The sequence below is a fragment of the Pedobacter sp. Leaf132 genome (assembly GCF_920984695.1).
Classification (GTDB): Bacteria; Bacteroidota; Bacteroidia; order Sphingobacteriales; family Sphingobacteriaceae; genus Pedobacter.
The window spans coordinates 278485-296162 of the sequence record NZ_CAKLBO010000002.1; the positions used below are offsets into that span (position 1 = coordinate 278485).

Sequence of the window (17678 nt, forward strand, 5' to 3'; positions counted from 1 at the left end):
GAATTTGAAACTTCTTAGCAACTCTATTTTACTAATTTCTGTCATTTTATTAACACTCTCTGTTAATAAAGTTAACGCATATTCTGCTTTTTCATTGCAACAAGTGGTTAAACAAGATACTTCCAAACGGGATACATCAAAAGTAAAAACAAAAAATAACAGCGACTTAGAGAAAAAAATTGAATATAAAGCAAACGATTCTGTAAGGTTTAGTAAAGACCGAAGCATTATTTACATGTATGGTAATGCCAGGGTAATTTACGATGATTTTGAATTGGATGCGGATTATATCCGTTACGACCAAAAGAATAACCTGATTTTTGCCAGCGGCAGAACAAATCCTAAAACCAAGAGATACGTTGGCCGTCCGATTTTTAAATCAGGTACAGATGGTTCTGCAATTGCCGATTCACTTTATTATAATTCAACGACAACTAAAGCGAAGGTTTTTGGTGTTTTCTCTCAGCAAGATGAAGGTTTCTTCTCTGGCGGACAGAGTAAAAAGCAACCCGATAATGAGTTGCACATCAAAAATATGATGTACAGCACTTGTAATCTCCCTCATCCGCATTTTGGAATGATGATTAGTAAGGGCATCGCCACAGAAAAACAAATTATCACTGGTCCGGTTTACATGATTATAGAGGATGTACCTACACCTTTTGCCTTGCCTTTTGCTTTTTTTCCTAAACAAAACAAACGTACATCGGGTATCATATTACCAACACCTGGTGAAGATGCAACCCGAGGTTTTTTCCTTCAAAATGCTGGTTACTACCTTGGTTTAAGCGATTATTGGGATGCAAAGCTAATGGGTTCAATTTATACCAATGGTTCATACGAAGCTTCTTTAAATACAAATTACACAAAACGATATAAATATAACGGTAGCATAAATTTAAATTATGCCAATACCAGAAATGGAATACAAGGGCAGGAAGATGTCGGGAAAAATTTCCGTATTGGTTGGTCGCACTCTCAAAACCCAAATGCTAACCCAGGTACAACTTTTAGTGCAAGTGTAAATTTAAGTTCTAGCACATACTACAGAGCAACGGCGGCTAATTTGACCTATGATTTAGGCGCAATTGCAACCAATAGTTCTAACAGTAGTATAGCTTATTCAAAAGTATTGGCGGGCGGTTTGTTTAATTTTAGTACCGCCTTGAGTGCACAACAAACGTTTAGTACACGAGAGATTGCTTTGCAATTGCCAACTTTTAATTTAAACATGGCAACCATTAGTCCATTTGATTCTAAAAACAGGAGCGGAGAACAGAAATGGTATCAAAAAATTACAGTTGGATATAGTTTGCAAGGAAATAACAACATCACAACAAAAGATAGTTTATTGTTTCAACCAACAGGTTTAAGAGCATTAAAAAGTGGTTTTAGCCACAATATTCCGATTAGTATGAACTTTACGGCCTTAAAGTATTTAACTTTTACAATGGGCGGAACTTATAATGAGGTTTGGAATTTTCAAACGTCGAACAGAAGATTTACAACATTCTCAGATGGAACTTATACTTCCAGACAGGATACCGTAACAGGTTTTAAGCGTGGTGGTAGTTATAATTTATCAACAAGTATGACGACCAAGATTTACGGCAAAACAAAGGAGTTTAAAAATTTAGGAAACATTAAGCAGTTACGCCATGTAATGACGCCATCCGTTAGTTTAACTTATTCTCCTGATTTTACCGATCCATCAAAGGGTATTTATAAAGAAGCGATAAATCAGTCTGGTCAAAAAATTATAAATCCTAGCACAGGCCTACCATTAACTTATTCGATATTTGAAAACAGTGCATTTCCGGGGTCTTTCGCCGGCAAACAGGCCTCATTAGGTTTTACTTTAGATAATACAACAGAACTTAAGGTTCGTTCGAAAAAAGACACAACAGGTACAGGAGAAAGAAAAATACCAATTATTCAAGGCTTAACTTTTAATGGCTCTTACAATTTTTTAGCCCCAACCCGTAAATTATCAGATATTAGTTTCAGTGGGCGTTCTCAGTTTACCGATAAACTTGGCATAACCTATAATGGAACGTTTAACCCTTATGCACTTCGTGATTCGACTGCTGCAAATGGCGAAATAATAAAGCTTGAAGATTCAAAATACTTTTTTGAACGCGGTAACTTCTTTCCAAGATTACAGAATATTGGCTTTTCATTTGATTATAGTTTAAACCCGGAAGCGCTTAAACGTAAAAATGAAGCTTACGATGCAACTAAAAAACAGATGGAGAATCAAGGTATGACACCTTTACAATCTGAACAATTAAATGCATTAAACCGCGACCCGAATGCTTTTGTTGATTTTAATATTCCATGGAATTTTGCATTTCAATACCGTTTTGATTATTCGAACATTTTAGGGAGAAGCACCATTACAAACACTTTAAACTTTAACGGTGATTTTAACTTAACCCCAAAATGGAAGTTTACATTTAACTCGGGTTACGATTTTAAAAATAAAGGTTTAGCGCCAATGCAACTTGCAATTTACCGCGATTTACATTGCTGGGATATGAATATTAACTGGGTTCCTTATGGTGCTTACAAAAGTTATTCTTTAAACATCAGAGTTAAAGCATCAATCCTGCAAGATTTAAAACTGAGCAAAAGATCAGGCTTTTACAATACATATCAATAATATGCTAGCTGAAATTATTACCATAGGCGATGAAATTTTAATCGGACAGATTGTTGATACCAATTCGGCATGGATGGCCAAACAACTTAATTTGATAGGTGTTTCAGTTAAACAAATCACTTCTGTTTCTGATGATGAGCAACATATATTATCAAGCCTGGCTGAAGCAGAAAAACGTGCCGATATTATTTTAATTACCGGCGGTTTAGGCCCAACTAAAGATGATATTACGAAGAAGACATTAGCGAAATATTTTGGAATGGGTTTTCGTAGAGATGATGCTGCATTGGAAATGGTTGCTTCAATTTTTAAGAAATATAACCGCCCGTTACTTGATATTAATATGCAGCAGGCCGATGTTCCTGATGGTTGCGAGGTTATTGTAAATCAAAATGGAACGGCTCCTTGTATGTGGTTTGAACGAAATGAGAAGATTTTTGTATCCATGCCAGGCGTTCCTTACGAAATGATGTATTTGATGGACGATGAAATTTTGCCAAGAATTAAATCGAGGTTTACATTGCCGTCAATCGTTCATAAAACCATTCTTACCGCAAATATTGGCGAATCTTTTCTGGCAAAAGAAATCGAAGAAATTGAAGATAGTTTGCCCCAACATATCAAACTAGCCTATTTACCGAAGCTTGGACAGGTACGTTTACGTTTATCTGCCATTGGCGATGATGAAAATACCTTAAAAACCGAAGTAGAGAATTTCGCAAAGCAGATTGTTAGTAAGGTAAAAAAATACGTTGTTGTAGATGATGACATACCACTGGAGAAAGCGATTATAAACATCATGAAGGCCAAAGGTTTAACTTTATCAACTGCCGAAAGCTGCACAGGTGGATATATTGCCCATTTGATTACGCAACATCCGGGTTGTTCATCGGTATATTGGGGCGGTGCCGTAGCTTACGCATACGAGTTAAAAGAATCTATTTTAGGTGTTAAAGAAACTACTTTAAATAAATTTGGTGCCGTAAGCGAAGAAACCATTGTTGAAATGGCACAAGGTGCATTAAAGCAATTCAAAACTGATTATGCCATTGCTGTTAGTGGAATTGCAGGTCCTGATGGTGGTACCGCAGATAAGCCAGTTGGAACCGTTTGGATTGCAGTTTCTTCTAAAAATAAAACTGTAGCTAAGTTGTTTACTTTCAGCAACAAGCGTGTTCAAAACATAGAACGTTCTGCTGCATCGGCTTTAACCATGTTATTAAATCTACTTAAAGAAGACTTGCCGAACGAATAAAAAATGTATTTTTGTCGCAATACCAATATATAATACTGTAATTTAATATGGCTCAATACGAACTATTGTTACCAAAAATGGGTGAAAGTGTTGCAGAAGCAACAGTGATTAAATGGGTAAAGCAAGTTGGCGATTCTATTGATTTAGATGATACGATTTTAGAAATAGCTACCGACAAGGTAGATTCTGAAGTTCCGTCGCCAGTTGCAGGTAAATTGGTAAAGCAATTATTTAGTGAAGATCAGGTTGCGCAGGTAGGTGAGGTTATTGCAATTATTGAAACTGATGGCGCTACTGATACCTTAAATGAAGATATTCCTGCTGATGCGCCAGCTGTTGTGGAAGAAAAACCTGAAACGATACCAGGCCTGGAACAACTTCCAACTGAAAAAGCTGTAATTCAAAGTGATTTCACTTCATCAGAACGCTTTTACTCTCCATTAGTAAAAAGTATTGCTGCGCAAGAAAACATTTCTATTGATGAATTAGATTCTATAAAAGGTTCGGGCGCTGATGGTCGTTTAAACAAAGATGATTTATTAAATTATATTTCTGCTAAAACTGGTGCTAAGACCGAAGCTGCTCCATCAATTCCTGCTGAGCCGGTTAAGCAAGTTGCAGACAGTAAACCGGTAACAGCACCAGCTGCTACTCAAAATAAACCGTCAACTACATCAGTTTCTGGTGGCGATGAAATTATTGAAATGGATAGAATGCGTAAACTTATTGCCGACCACATGGTAATGAGTAAAAGCACTTCGCCACATGTAACATCTTTTGTTGAGGCCGATGTGACCAATTTGGTTTTATGGCGCAATAAAGTAAAAAATAGTTTCGAAAAGCGTGAGAATGAGAAAATTACATTTACACCAATTTTTGTAGAAGCTGTTGCGAAAGCGATAAAAGATTTCCCAATGATTAATGTTTCGGTTAATGGAACACAAATTATTAAGAAAAGAGATATTAATATTGGTATGGCAGCGGCTTTACCAAGTGGAAATTTAATTGTTCCGGTAATTAAAAATGCTGACCAGCTAAATTTGGTAGGCTTAACTAAAGCGGTAAATGATTTAGCAGCAAGAGCCAGAATTTCAAAACTTAAACCAGATGAAACACAAGGTGGAACTTTCACTTTAACAAATGTTGGTTCATTTGGCAATGTAATGGGTACGCCAATTATTAACCAACCACAAGTTGCAATTTTAGCAGTAGGTGCTATTAAAAAGAAACCGGCTGTTTTAGAAACCGAACACGGTGATGTAATTGCCATCAGACACATGATGTTCCTTTCGCTTTCTTATGACCATAGAGTTGTTGATGGCTCGTTAGGGGGTATGTTTGTTCGCCGCGTTGCAGATTATTTGGAGAACTGGGATTTTAACAGAGAGATTTAGGGCTGGATAATTATCGGGGCAGGCTTTGCCTCGCAATAACTACCGCCATTAAATTTGAAACGAATATTTTCCGTCATCGCGAAATCGATTTTTTATCGATTGAAGCAATCTCATTTTAACAATTTTTTTAATAAAGGAGATTGCTTTCCGGAATGGTCGGGATAGATTGTGCCTCGCAATAACCACCGCCATTAAATTTGAAACCAATCTTTTACGTCATTGCGAAATCGATTTTTTATCGATTGAAGCAATCTCATTTTAATAATTTTTTTTAATAAAGGGAGATTGCTTTCCGGAATGGTCGGGATAGATTGTGCCTCACAATAACAACCGCCATTAAATTTGAAACCAATCTTTTACGTCATTGCGAAATCGATTTTTTATCGATTGAAGCAATCTCATTTTAACAATTTTTTTTAATAAAGGGAGATTGCTTTCCAGAATGGTTGGGATAGATTGTACCTCGCAATTACTACCGCCATAAGATTAAAACCAATCTTTTCCGTCATTGCGAAATCGATTTTTTATCGATTGAAGCAATCTCATTTTAACATTTTTTTTTAATAAAGGGAGATTGCTTTCAAGAATGGTCGGGATAGATTTTGCCTCGCAATAACTACCGCCATAATATTAAAACCAATCTTTTCCGTCATTACGAAATCGATTTTTTATCGATTGAAGCAATCTCATTTTAACAATTTTTTTAATAAAGGAGATTGCTTTCAGGAATGGTCGGGATAGATTGTACCTCGCAATAACAACCGCCATTAAATTTGAAACCAATCTTTTCCGTCATTGCGAAATCGATTTTTTATCGATTAAAGCAATCTCATTTTAACAATTTTTTTTAATAAAGGGAGATTGCTTTCAAGAATGGTCGGGATAGATAGTACCTCGCAATAACTACCGCCATAAGATTGAAACCAAATTACTTTTTTCCTGTTTATAACTACAAACAACTAAAACCATGTCTAAATTTTCAGCATTAATTAATGGCGATAAACCCGTGTTGGTAGATTTTTTTGCAGAATGGTGCGGACCCTGCAAAATGATGAAACCGATTTTAGAACAGCTAAAATCTCAGGTTGGAGATTCGGTATCTATTATTAAGATTGATATTGATAAAAATCAGGCTGCTGCATCTGCTTATAGTGTTCAAAGTGTGCCCACATTAATGCTGTTTAAGCAAGGCAAACAAGTTTGGCGCCAAAGTGGTGTTTTGCAAGCTTCGCAGCTAAAGCAAATTATTGATTCGTTCGCTTAATTCGTAAATATTTTAGCAAACAGATTTTGTTAGACCTGATTGAACGGAAAGCCCGAAGTGTGGGGGAATTGTGAAAGGGGCGGACTTGAAGGGAAAGCAGGGGTGACTTTAAAAAATGCTTCTGTACCTGCTCTTCTAAATATTTTAAACTTCTAAAACACTATTTGGCGTAACTGCAAATATCTGCTCTTGCGCTTTAGGGTAAATGTTAAAAAGGCCAGTAAAGGTGCTAAATGCCGGCAAAACAGCGTACGCTTTGCCAAAATAAAAGCATGGAAACTTTAATCGCTGCTTAGCTTTACCAACAATGGTTACGCCGGGATGGATGTGCCCGCTGATTGGATAAAGCTCTTCTTCGGTACATTTTGGAGCATCGTGAATGAAACAAAAAGGACCGAGGCAAAAGCTGGGTTCATGAATATCAATCTTCATGGATGCGTAATCTGCATTTGCCAATCTATCATGGTTACCTTTAACCAATAAAAAACTGAGCTCTGCATATCGGTTTCGCCACTCCGAAAACTCATCGATATCGGCATTTAAGCCATGATGAAACATGTCTCCGTTTATTAATAGAGTTTTCGGCTGGTATTTTTCGATAAGTAAACCCAATCGCTGCAAATCGTTTTGTGCGATGGTGGATGGCACCTGAACACCAGCCTGCCTGAAATGAGCAGATTTGCCCAAATGTAAATCGCTAATGGCTAAAAGTTGATGTTGCGGTAAGTATAAAGCCCTTTCTTTATCTAAAATCAGTTCTTCACCGTGGCTTGTTATGGTCATTAATTTATTTTTATTTTGTCATACTGAGCTCGTCGAAGAACATAAAATTTTCCGATGAAATCACTATAATAACTTTTTTTAGTCCTGGCCGGACAGGCTTTTTTCTTTTGACAACAAAAGAAACAAAATTGCCGGCTGAAAATTTTTCTATTAAAGTTTCTGCTTAGGACTAATGGTGCCTCCCGAAAAATTTGTTAGGCCGGATTTAAGGAGAATGAAGATGTAATGCTTTGGCCTAATAAAATGGTCATGCTAATTTTAAAATTTGTTAATTAATTATTATTTAAACTTCTCCGATTCTGCCTTCATCCTTGCAATTCGTTGCTCTAATTCTTCCGAACTCATATTTTCCCTCAAACTATCAACCTTAATTGGAAATGATAGCGGAGTAAAACTTTTAGGATTTGTAATTACAACAGCTCCATTCTGAATTCGCTCTAATGCAGCGGCCAATCTGGGTTCTTCCAATTGCTGATAAAAAACTTCATCGTATGCTTGGCGCAAAAGTAAATTATGTTTATCATAATCACTAAAAACATTAAAAAATAAACCTGCAGATGACTGGAGATGTTTATTTGCGACGTATTTACCCGGATATCCCTGAAAAACCAAACCCGAGATGCAAGCAATATCTCTGAATTTTCGGCGAGCCATTTCTGTAGAATTAATGCTTAAAGTAATGTCTTCTGTTAAATTTTTTGGTGAAAAAACCTCGTAAGCAATCGATTCATCCATCGGTATTTCAATATCGCTTAGTAATTCGAAACCATAATCGTTCATGGCTATAGAGAAACTAATTGGCAAAAGTTTACTTAATCGATAAGCAACCAAAGCAGCTAAAACTTCGTGAACTAACCTACCCTCGAAAGGATAAGCAAATAAATGAAAACCCTCTTTATTATTAATTAATTCGATTAACAATTCATCGTTTCGCGGAACATGTGATCGTTTTTGCTGCAATAAAAATAATGGATAAACTACATCCAATTCTTCATCCTGATGGGTTTTATCCAAAGCTTCATTATATTTTTTACGCAAAACAGAGCCTAAATTTGAAGATAATGGTAAGCGTCCACCATTCCAGCTTGGCGATATGGCATTGTGTTGTTTACTCACACGAACGATAACCGTCATATCTTTAACGTGGATAAATTCTAAAACACGACCAGCCAGTCTAAAATTATCACCAGCTTTAAGTCGGGTTACGAAATATTCTTCTACCATGCCAATATAACCGCCAGATAAAAACTTCACTTTAAGCATGGCATCACTTACAATGGTACCGATATGCAAACGATGTCGCATGGCCAATTGTCGGCTCTTTACTTTCCAAAGGCCATCTTCATCTTTTGTTACCTTTTTAAATTCATTATAAGCGCCTAAGCTATCGCCACCTGAAGTAATAAATTGCATAACCCAAGTCCACTCTTCTGGTAAAATGAGCTTAAAAGCATGTGTGTTTTTAATTTCCTGATAGATGATTTTATCATCAAAACCATCGCCAATGGCAAGGGTAACCAGATATTGAACGAGCAAATCAAAAACCATAATAAAAGGCTCTCTACTCTCTATATTGTTGGTTTTAGCGGCTTCTTTTATCGCGGCAGCTTCTACTAATTCTAAAGCATGGGTTGGTAAAAAATATATTTTAGAAACCTCATGCGGTGAGTGACCCGAGCGACCGGCTCTTTGTAGAAAACGGGCAACACCTTTCGGCGAGCCAACTTGCACAACAGTATCAACCGGCTTAAAATCTACGCCCAAATCTAAAGACGAAGTAGCAATAACAGCTTTTAACTGACCAGTGTGAAGGGCATCTTCAATCCAGTTTCTGAGCTCAAAATCTATAGAGCCATGATGTATGGCAATTCTACCAGCTAAATCTGGCTCAATATTTAGCAAATGCTGATACCACATTTCCGATTGTCCGCGGGTATTGATGAAAATTAAGGTGGTTTTACTTTTTTCTATAATCGGGAGCAATTTGTAAGCGAGCTTTAAGCCCAAATGCCCAGCCCATGGCAAGGTTTCAATATCATCAGGTAAAACCGATTTTATAAGGATTTTCTTTTCCAAATCTGCTTTAACGATAATTCTTTTTGCCTGCTCATTCGGTTCCAGTACATCCAAAGCTTCTTCAATGTTGCCAATAGTTGCAGAAATGCCCCAAACCCTTAAAAATTGGTCTTTTTCTAACTTTTGTAAGCCTTTAATTCTTGAAACGGCAAGTTCTACCAAAACACCACGTTTACTACCCAAAAGTTCATGCCATTCATCGGCAACAATACATTTTAAGTTCTTAAATAAAGTTGATGAACCTTTTTGAGCCAATAAGAGGTGTAAACTCTCTGGTGTAATCAGCAAAATTTCTGGCATCGATTTTTTTTGCTGCACTTTTTCTGCCTGCGATGTATCGCCATTGCGAACACCAACATGCCAATCTACCTCCAATTCGAGCAAAGTTTCTCTCATGGCTCTTGCTAAATCTTTCGCCAGTGAGCGTAGAGGTGTAATCCAGATGAGTTGCAGGCGGTCTTTTGCTTTTTTGTTGCTCGCTTCTGATGCGTTTAGTGCCTCGATTATAACTGCTAAAAAAAGTGAAAATGTTTTTCCAAAACCTGTAGGAGCGTTAACCAAGCCACTATAACCGTCAAGATAATATTGCCATGCGTCTTCCTGAAACTGAAAAGGCTTGCGCTTGTTAGCTTTTAGCCAGCTTTTTATCTTCTTATAACCTTTGGTTTTGGTTTGATCCATTAATTTTTATTTTCTTTTTTTTGAAAAGCGATTTCAGTGGTTCTTTGGTAAAATCAGCCCTGCCTTTTGCTATATCTTTTTAAACATGTACTGCTGTACCGATTAAGTAAGTTTCTTTTTCATCGTTGGCAGATACTTCGTGCCTCAGTATGACAGCATATTTTGGGATTGTGCTCTCAAAAAGTATATCGCTTCAGTCAGGTTTAAATAGCAAGGTAAACCTAATAAAAATATACATTCTAACAGTTATCGTCATTGCAAAGCAAAAAGCCCAATCTAATGTGAATAGATTGTTTCGTGCTTTGCAATTACGAAAGCCTTTAAATTGTTGATTCCAGCAACTGTCTCAAATCTTCAAGTGTATTAATTTCTGCTGCTTTTTTATCTTTTCGCCAACGTAAAATACGTGGAAAACGCAATGCCAAACCTGCTTTATGGCGCTTACTTTCGGCAATGCCTTCAAAGGCAATTTCAAAAACCAGTTCGGGCTTTACCGTTCTCACCGGACCAAATTTTTCAATAGAATTTTTGGTTACAAAAGAGTTTACTTCTTTAATTTCTTTATCCGTTAAACCCGAATAGGCCTTCGCAATGGTTACTAAATTTTCGCCATCACGTACCGCGAAAGTATAATCTGTAAAGAAATTTGCCCTTCGGCCACTACCTTTTTGTGCATAAATCATCACTGCATCAACCGTATATGGGTTAACTTTCCATTTCCACCAATCGCCACGCTTACGCCCGCTATGATAGTGAGAACTTAACTTTTTGAGCATAATGCCCTCACTATTAATAGAGCGTGATGTTTGTCGTAACTCAGCCAATTCTTCCCAGGTTTTGCAATTTATTACTGGCGATAAAATAACTGCACTTTCTTCTAATCCTCCAATTAATTTTTCTAATATATTTCGGCGTTCGCTTAAAGGTTGCGCTCTGAAATCGTTAGTTTCAAATTCTAAAATATCATAAACGAAGAAACCAATAGGCGCATCTTCAAGCTGTTTTTTGCTTATCGTTTTACGATTTAAACGTTGCTGTAATGTGCTAAATGATAAAACCTGTTTATCTTGCACAGCCAATATTTCGCCATCCAAAACTACGCCGTCAGGTAAAACATCCACTAAAAAATGCAATTCCGGGAACTGCTCTGTTACCAGTTCTTCGCCACGGCTCCAGATAAAAAGTTCGCCATTTCGCTTTACAATTTGTCCGCGAATACCATCCCATTTCCACTCAGCTTGCCATTCCGAAATATCGCCTAATTTTTCTGGTTCCTGCTCTAAAGCATATGCTAAACAAAACGGATAGGGCCAAGAGTTATCTGTATTTACATGCACTCCGTTAATAAGTTCGGTAAAAGTAATCTCATAAGGATTCCATTTACCCATAATGCTATGCATAATTTGAGCGCTATCTAAGCTGCTCTGTTTCGCCAACGCATTTACAAGCATTTTGTTAGAAACACCAATCCTGAAATTACCAGAAATGAGTTTATTAAAAATAAAACGTTCCTGGGTTTCGAGTGTGTTCCATGCATTTAAAATGAAATTCTTCTTTGTTTCATCGTCTTTTCCTTCCAGGTCATGCAATTCTTCAATCCACTTGTGTAGCTGTAAATCAGATGTGTTTTCGGCAGGCGGCAGGAGTAGTGCAATGGTTTCACTTAAATCGCCCACGTTTGAATAACTTTCAGAAAATAGCCATTCTGGTGTTTGCGTAATGTCTATTGCCCAATATTTTAGCAAGGCTGATTTTATCGGACGTTTAGGTTTCTTACCCGTAAAAAGCGCAATTACCCAAACCTTATCTTCGTCATCAGCATAATTAAAATAATCAACCAATGCAGCGATTTTGTCGTTGGTTTTATTGCTCTGCTCTAGCTTTTGTATTAATTTTGCAAATTTCTTCATTCTGATTTTGGATTATTGGTTTCAGAATGCTGATTATCTACTTCTGCTAAATCAACTTTATTTTCTTCATCGTCTTCTTGCCCGAATTTGGTCATCACTTCTTCCGATTCAATTCCCTCATCATTTAAAAACCGACTAAAAGCTGCTGTAAAACCATGTGTTACGTAAACCTTTTCTGCTCCAGTTGCCGTAATGGCATCCATTAAACCGGGCCAATCTGCATGGTCGCTCAAGGCAAAACCCGCATCGGCACTTTGCCAGCGGCGATGCGCCCGAACTTGCATCCAACCAGAGCAAATTCCTGTAACCGGATGTGATAGGTTTTTAATCCAGCGGCTATCCCTCATTGCCGGCGGAACAATCACGATTCCTTTCTGCAACTCATCTTTGCTTGTTTCAGGTGTAATCCTAATGGTTTCTGGTAGGTTTACGCCGGCATTAATAATTACTTCGTTAAGGTTTGCTATACTGTTATGAACGTAAATTGGTACATTGCCTGCAAGGTTTTTTATTAAACGTTGGGCTTTACCTAAACTATACGCAATAAGCACACTGGTTTTTTGTTCAGCAATGTTATCACTAATCCAGTTCTGCATTTTATCAAATACAATATTTTGCTTTTGCCAATTGTAAACAGGTAAACCAAAAGTACTTTCTGATACAAATGAATGGCATTTTACAGGCTCAAAAACATCACTAATACCATCATCTTCTGTTTTATAATCGCCAGAGATTACACATATTTCGCCTTTATATTCTAAACGAACTTGTGCAGAACCAATGATGTGGCCGGCTGGAAAAAATGAAATATTTACCCCATTTCGAACAATACTTTCTCCGTAGTTTAGTGTTTCTACATCTAAATCTTCACTAATTCTACGTTTAATTATTGGTTTTGTTAAGGTATGGCATAGGTAATGTTTATTACCGAAACGTACGTGGTCACTGTGGCCATGTGTGGTTACGGCATAATCTACAGGCCACCAAGGGTCTACGTAAAAATCGCCTTGTTTGCAGTAAATGCCTCTTTTGGTAAATTCTATTAAAGCCATGCGTATTAAACAATAAATTACAGTTTAAGTTTTAACCTAATATCGGCTAATTAGCCGATAAATAAGAATATCGGGTAATTAGCCGATAATTTGAAATATCGGGTAATTAGCCGATAATTTTTTAAAAACAAAGATAAATCATATATTAGTGATATGATTTGCATTATAACAGGCGATATTATAGGCTCAAGAAAAATTAAAGATAGTTGGTTATTGAGCTTAAAAGCTGCACTTAAAGTAGTTTCTGGGCAAAATAACAAGTGGGAAATTTACCGTGGAGATAGTTTTCAATTGGAAATTGATGCAGAAGACGCCATTAAAACAGCTGCATATTTAAAAGCATGTATTAGGATAAACAAACCTGCTGATGTGAGAATGGGAATAGGCATTGGCGAAGTAAAAACCAAGCGAAAAAAACTTTCAGAATCTAGCGGAGATGCATTTGTAAACTCAGGAGCCGCTTTTGATAGCTTAAAGCAAGCTAAAGTTAACCTCGCCATTAAAACTGAACACCCTGAATTTGATGAGGAGATAAATGTTTTAATTAAACTATCTTTAATTGCAATGGATGGTTGGGGAATTGTTGCGGCTGAGATGGTGAAATTAGCCTTAGAAAATGAAAAACTATTACAAAGTGAACTGGCAGCTATATCAGGCAGAACGCAATCTTCAGTTAGTGAAGCACTAAAACGTGCTCATTATTCTGAAATTTTAGAAATGGATAAATTATACCGTAGAAAAGTAAAACAACTTATATCTGAATAATGGATATCATTTTAATAAAGCTCATTCTTGCGCATTTAATTGGCGATTTTTTTCTTCAACCAACATCGTGGGTTAAAGATAAAGAACGAAAAAAGCTTAAATCCGGTAAGCTGTATTTACATGTTGTGGTGCATGTGGTTTTAATATTTGTTGTTTTTTTGAGCTTTAATGTTTGGAAAGTAGCATTATCTATTGGTGTTATACATTTAATAATCGATGCCTTTAAATCATTATTGCAAACCAAAAAAAATGCAAGAATACTGTTCTTTGCCGACCAGGTTTTACATTTTAGTTCGATTATTTTGGTATGGCATCTTTTTTACAAAGGTTATTTAGATATAAGTTATTTAAATAATGTAAAAACATGGTTTTTTATTGTTGGTGGTTTGTTTTTAACCATGCCTACATCAATAATTATGAAAGTGATTATTGCGAAATGGCTACCGGAAAATGATGATGAAAGTCCGAAATCATTGCAGAATGCCGGAAAATACATTGGAATTTTAGAGCGTGTTTTAATATTCGTTTTTATACTAACCAATCATTTTGAAGCGGTTGGTTTTTTATTGGCAGCAAAATCTATATTTCGGTTTGGCGATTTAAAAGAAGCACACGATTTAAAATTGACAGAATATGTACTTATAGGAACTTTATTGAGTTTTGGAATTGCTATAGTAGTTTCTTTAATGATTACTAACTTAATTCTGTAGGCTTATTTCAGATAAGCATTATGCTATGCATCGTTAATAGAAGCAAAAAACTTGTATTTTAAACCCGATTGAAATGTAAATACTTTTGATTAAACCTACAAGGTTTTGAAAACCTTGTAGGTTTGAAAAAGATTGAAATGAAAAGCGGGGCTATCGAAACCGATTCCCCGCTGAAATTGCTTTTCTAGATAAATTATTTTGCTCCCGGAGGACAATTATCTTTCAAAAATTTGGTATAAGTAAGGGATAAGTGTTCGCTGGTGCCTTCGCCTTCAGATATACTGTGGGTTCTGTTAGGATAGCTCATCAACTGGAAAACCTTTTTGTTTTTAATCAATTCGTTAATTAACATTTCGGCATTTTGATAATGAACGTTATCATCGCCAGTACCATGAATGTAAAGCAAATTGCCTTTTAAATTTTTGGCATAAGTTATTGGCGAACCTTTTACATAAGCCTCTTTGCTGGGGAAAGGTGTGCCCATATAGCGTTCTTGATAAACATTATCGTAAGTTAACTGATTCCCAACTGCAGCAATTGAAATGCCTGTTTTATAAATTTCCGGATATTGAAACATTAAATTTAAGGTAGATGAACCACCGCCACTCCAGCCCCAAACCGCAACACGGTCTTTATCCATAAAAGAATTTGTTGCCAATAACTTTTTGGCTGCCATTGCTTGGTCGCGGATGTTAATTACGCCAATGTTTTTGTAGATGCCTTTGCGCCATGCAGTACCTTTCGGAACCGGTGCACCACGGTTATCCATTGAAATATAGATGTAGCCATCTTTAGCCATATCGCCGGCATATAAAAAGTTTCTGCCTGCGCCATAAGTATCTGAAGCCGTTGCAGATGCCGGCTCGCCATATACATAAAACACAACAGGATATTTTTTATTGGGATTAAAATCATCAGGCTTTTTCATCCAGCCATCTAATTCAACTCCATCCTCGGTGGTTACTTTAAAAAATTCTACTTTATTTTTAGGTGCTTCTTGTTTAGCAAGCTGTGTTGTAATGCTGCCATCCATTGTAAAAGGATTTCCTGTAGTGAAATTCATCCACTCATTTATTGGTCTCACCAATGAACTATTATAAGTATGGCGGGCAAAAGCTGCGTTAGGAGAAATATCGTAATTATGAGTTCCGGGTAAAATTGATGGCGTTACTTGCTCTAGTTTACCCTTTCCATCCAATTTAGTTTTGTATAGGTAACGCTGTGTAGCATTAGTTGGCGAAGCGATAAAATAAACGTAATTATTTTTTTCGTCGATTAATTTAATGTCTGTAGCATCATAATTTCCTTTGGTTACCAAGGTTTGTTTTTTACCATCGCGACTAATTCTATACAGATGATTCCAGCCATCTTTATCAGATATGATTGTAAATTCCTGATTGTTATTTAACCATTTCCATTCATCCTGGGCATCTATCCATGCTTTAGCAGTTTCTTTATAGATGGATTTTGCTGAACCACTTGCGGCATCGCAAATAAATACGATGCTTTCGTTTTGCTCGCGATTAAGTTGTTGCAAAATAATTTCATTACTATTTGGAACCCATTGCATACGAGGAATATAGTGCTGTACATCATCGCCAGGCACATTTAACCAATTTGTTTTTGCTGTGGCAATATCAACCACGCCAACTTTACAAGCCGATGGGTTTTCGCCAACTTTCGGATATTCTACCGGAATAGTGAAAGGGTAAATAGAATCGGTATTGTTAATCATTAAAAAGTTTTTGATTTTGGTAGCATCAATTTGCCAATAGGCGATTGATTTTCCATCCGGACTCCATCTAAAACCATCTCTACAATCAAATTCTTCTTCATACACCCAATCGAAAGTACCGTTAATCATTCTATCAGTTCCGTTTGTGGTTAAAGCTTTAGCGTTTGTTCCGTCAATATTTTCAACGTATAAATTATGTTTGCTTACGTAAGCAACTTTATTGCCATCAGGAGAAAGCTTAGCAAACATTAAGGATGATGCAGGTTTGTCTTTTCCTATTTGGTTGATTTTGCTGGTTGCTAAATCGACTAACCAATAATCGCCACGGGTATCGTAACGCCAAACTTTTTTGCTGTTTGTGTAAATTAATGCTTTTGTACCATCAGCAGAAAACTGAAAACTTCTAACTGCAATTGGCGCATTTTTACCTGCTGGCGTAAGCAATGCTTTGGTTACAAGTGTTTTTTTATCGCTTTTGGGTAATGTGATGCTCACAATTTCTCCGCCAGCAATTTGATAGTAAGAATTACCATCTTTAGCCCAGTTTATGCCTTGAGCTTTAACATCAGCTGCCATAAAAATGGCAATGCAGATAATAAATAATTTGAAGAATAGGTTTTTTATCATAAAAAATTAGTCATAAAAAAAGCTTTTTAACTTTCGGCTAATTTATAAAAAGCCGGCGGTTAAAAAGCCTTAAAATTTAAGATTTTGGTTAATTATTCGCCACCACCTTGTTGTTGTAATGCTTTCATTTCAGCATAAGTAATTTCATCGTAACCTGCAGGTATTTTAGTTACAGAAAGTTCTCCAACTTTACCTTCTGTTAATGATTTTAAAGTAACAGTCGCCATTGATGTATCAACAGAAACAATAAAGCCTTTTACACCTTTAAAATCTGCAGTAGCAATGGTTACAGGTACATCAACATCTGTTGTTGCCCAAAGTTCACCAGTACCGCCTTTGTCATCTTTAAAAGTATATTTCTCTGCATTGTAACCTGCTACAGTTTTCTTTTCGCCTGTTGCTTTAAAATCAGAATATTTAGGTTTTGCAGCGTTAGATTCCTCCATTTCGGCTTTAGTCATTTTTGAAGCTAGCTGTTTTTGAGCTACAGGTATATCTACTAAAAGTAAACCCGAACCACTCTGGTTATCCATAAATACGGCCACCGAAGCAGGACCAAGGTCTAGCTCTAATTTAGAAATATCTCCGTTAAATTTAACTTTTTGTTCTTCTGGAGCGCCTGGAGCACTAATCTTATACTTCATTGTATAAACTAACGTGCCTTCAGTAACTTTCTTTTGTGCATGAGCAATAATTGCTGTACTTACTAAGATTAAAGCTACCACACTTGTTTTGATTGATTTTAACATGTTTTTATTTCAGTT

General features: G+C 36.5%; 12 protein-coding genes. 6 read left to right on the forward strand and 6 right to left on the reverse strand.

Features of this window, described 5'->3' with window-relative positions; translation table 11 throughout:
• Positions 1–4 precede the first annotated feature (4 nt).
• The 4 genes from LUA86_RS05005 (at position 5) to trxA (ending at position 6575) form a co-directional block, all read left to right on the forward strand.
• The gene (locus LUA86_RS05005) at positions 5–2662 is read left to right on the forward strand and encodes a putative LPS assembly protein LptD (RefSeq protein WP_231459495.1); all 2658 of its coding nucleotides are present in this window, start codon (positions 5–7) and stop codon (positions 2660–2662) included.
• Position 2663: 1 nt separating this feature from the next.
• A complete protein-coding gene (locus LUA86_RS05010) occupies positions 2664–3917 on the forward strand; it encodes a competence/damage-inducible protein A (RefSeq protein ID WP_231459496.1) in 1254 nt (417 codons plus the stop codon).
• Between the two features lie 47 nt (positions 3918–3964).
• Complete coding sequence (locus tag LUA86_RS05015) at positions 3965–5311, forward strand: dihydrolipoamide acetyltransferase family protein (RefSeq protein ID WP_231459497.1); 1347 nt, start codon at positions 3965–3967, stop codon at positions 5309–5311.
• 967 nt (positions 5312–6278) lie between these two features.
• Complete coding sequence (trxA, locus tag LUA86_RS05020; protein WP_231459498.1) at positions 6279–6575, forward strand: thioredoxin; 297 nt, start codon at positions 6279–6281, stop codon at positions 6573–6575.
• 144 nt (positions 6576–6719) lie between these two features.
• On the opposite strand, the gene pdeM is transcribed toward trxA, so the two are convergent.
• The 4 genes from pdeM to LUA86_RS05040 form a co-directional block, all read right to left on the reverse strand.
• The gene (pdeM, locus tag LUA86_RS05025) at positions 6720–7358 is read right to left on the reverse strand and encodes a ligase-associated DNA damage response endonuclease PdeM (protein WP_231459499.1); all 639 of its coding nucleotides are present in this window, start codon (positions 7356–7358) and stop codon (positions 6720–6722) included.
• Between the two features lie 279 nt (positions 7359–7637).
• A complete protein-coding gene (locus LUA86_RS05030; protein ID WP_231459500.1) occupies positions 7638–10115 on the reverse strand; it encodes a ligase-associated DNA damage response DEXH box helicase in 2478 nt (825 codons plus the stop codon).
• A 320-nt stretch (positions 10116–10435) separates the two neighbouring features.
• Positions 10436–12025 carry an ATP-dependent DNA ligase gene (locus LUA86_RS05035; protein ID WP_231459501.1) on the reverse strand — a complete coding sequence of 530 codons (1590 nt, stop codon included), beginning with the start codon at positions 12023–12025 and terminating at the stop codon, positions 10436–10438.
• On the reverse strand, positions 12022–13077 hold the full coding sequence (locus LUA86_RS05040) for a ligase-associated DNA damage response exonuclease (protein WP_231459502.1): 1056 nt from the start codon (positions 13075–13077) through the stop codon (positions 12022–12024). The genes LUA86_RS05035 and LUA86_RS05040 overlap by 4 nt, the downstream gene beginning before the upstream one ends.
• Before the next feature lie 153 nt (positions 13078–13230).
• Here LUA86_RS05040 and LUA86_RS05045 point away from each other — a divergent pair, with 153 nt between their 5' ends.
• A complete protein-coding gene (locus tag LUA86_RS05045; protein WP_231459503.1) occupies positions 13231–13842 on the forward strand; it encodes a SatD family protein in 612 nt (203 codons plus the stop codon).
• Positions 13842–14552, forward strand: coding sequence for a DUF3307 domain-containing protein (locus LUA86_RS05050; RefSeq protein ID WP_231459504.1), 711 nt, complete (start codon positions 13842–13844; stop codon positions 14550–14552). Before LUA86_RS05045 ends, LUA86_RS05050 begins: the two co-directional genes overlap by 1 nt.
• 193 nt (positions 14553–14745) lie before the next feature.
• Here the strand turns inward: LUA86_RS05050 and LUA86_RS05055 are convergent, their stop codons facing one another.
• Together LUA86_RS05055 and LUA86_RS05060 are read right to left on the reverse strand one after the other, a co-directional pair.
• Positions 14746–16914, reverse strand: a complete 2169-nt coding sequence (locus LUA86_RS05055) for a S9 family peptidase (protein ID WP_231459505.1) — start codon at positions 16912–16914, stop codon at positions 14746–14748.
• Between the two features lie 92 nt (positions 16915–17006).
• Complete coding sequence (locus LUA86_RS05060; protein WP_231459506.1) at positions 17007–17663, reverse strand: DUF4412 domain-containing protein; 657 nt, start codon at positions 17661–17663, stop codon at positions 17007–17009.
• Positions 17664–17678: the final 15 nt, after the last annotated feature.

What these genes read in the sequence shown, in the direction of transcription:
- LUA86_RS05010 (WP_231459496.1), top strand. Translation starts at nt 2,664, where the DNA reads ATGCTAGCTGAAATTATTACCATAGGCGATGAAATTTTAATCGGACAG.
- LUA86_RS05015 (WP_231459497.1), top strand. Translation starts at nt 3,965, where the DNA reads ATGGCTCAATACGAACTATTGTTACCAAAAATGGGTGAAAGTGTTGCA.
- trxA (WP_231459498.1), top strand. Translation starts at nt 6,279, where the DNA reads ATGTCTAAATTTTCAGCATTAATTAATGGCGATAAACCCGTGTTGGTA.
- pdeM (WP_231459499.1), bottom strand. Translation starts at nt 7,358, where the DNA reads ATGACCATAACAAGCCACGGTGAAGAACTGATTTTAGATAAAGAAAGG.
- LUA86_RS05030 (WP_231459500.1), bottom strand. Translation starts at nt 10,115, where the DNA reads ATGGATCAAACCAAAACCAAAGGTTATAAGAAGATAAAAAGCTGGCTA.
- LUA86_RS05035 (WP_231459501.1), bottom strand. Translation starts at nt 12,025, where the DNA reads ATGAAGAAATTTGCAAAATTAATACAAAAGCTAGAGCAGAGCAATAAA.
- LUA86_RS05040 (WP_231459502.1), bottom strand. Translation starts at nt 13,077, where the DNA reads ATGGCTTTAATAGAATTTACCAAAAGAGGCATTTACTGCAAACAAGGC.
- LUA86_RS05045 (WP_231459503.1), top strand. Translation starts at nt 13,231, where the DNA reads ATGATTTGCATTATAACAGGCGATATTATAGGCTCAAGAAAAATTAAA.
- LUA86_RS05050 (WP_231459504.1), top strand. Translation starts at nt 13,842, where the DNA reads ATGGATATCATTTTAATAAAGCTCATTCTTGCGCATTTAATTGGCGAT.
- LUA86_RS05055 (WP_231459505.1), bottom strand. Translation starts at nt 16,914, where the DNA reads ATGATAAAAAACCTATTCTTCAAATTATTTATTATCTGCATTGCCATT.
- LUA86_RS05060 (WP_231459506.1), bottom strand. Translation starts at nt 17,663, where the DNA reads ATGTTAAAATCAATCAAAACAAGTGTGGTAGCTTTAATCTTAGTAAGT.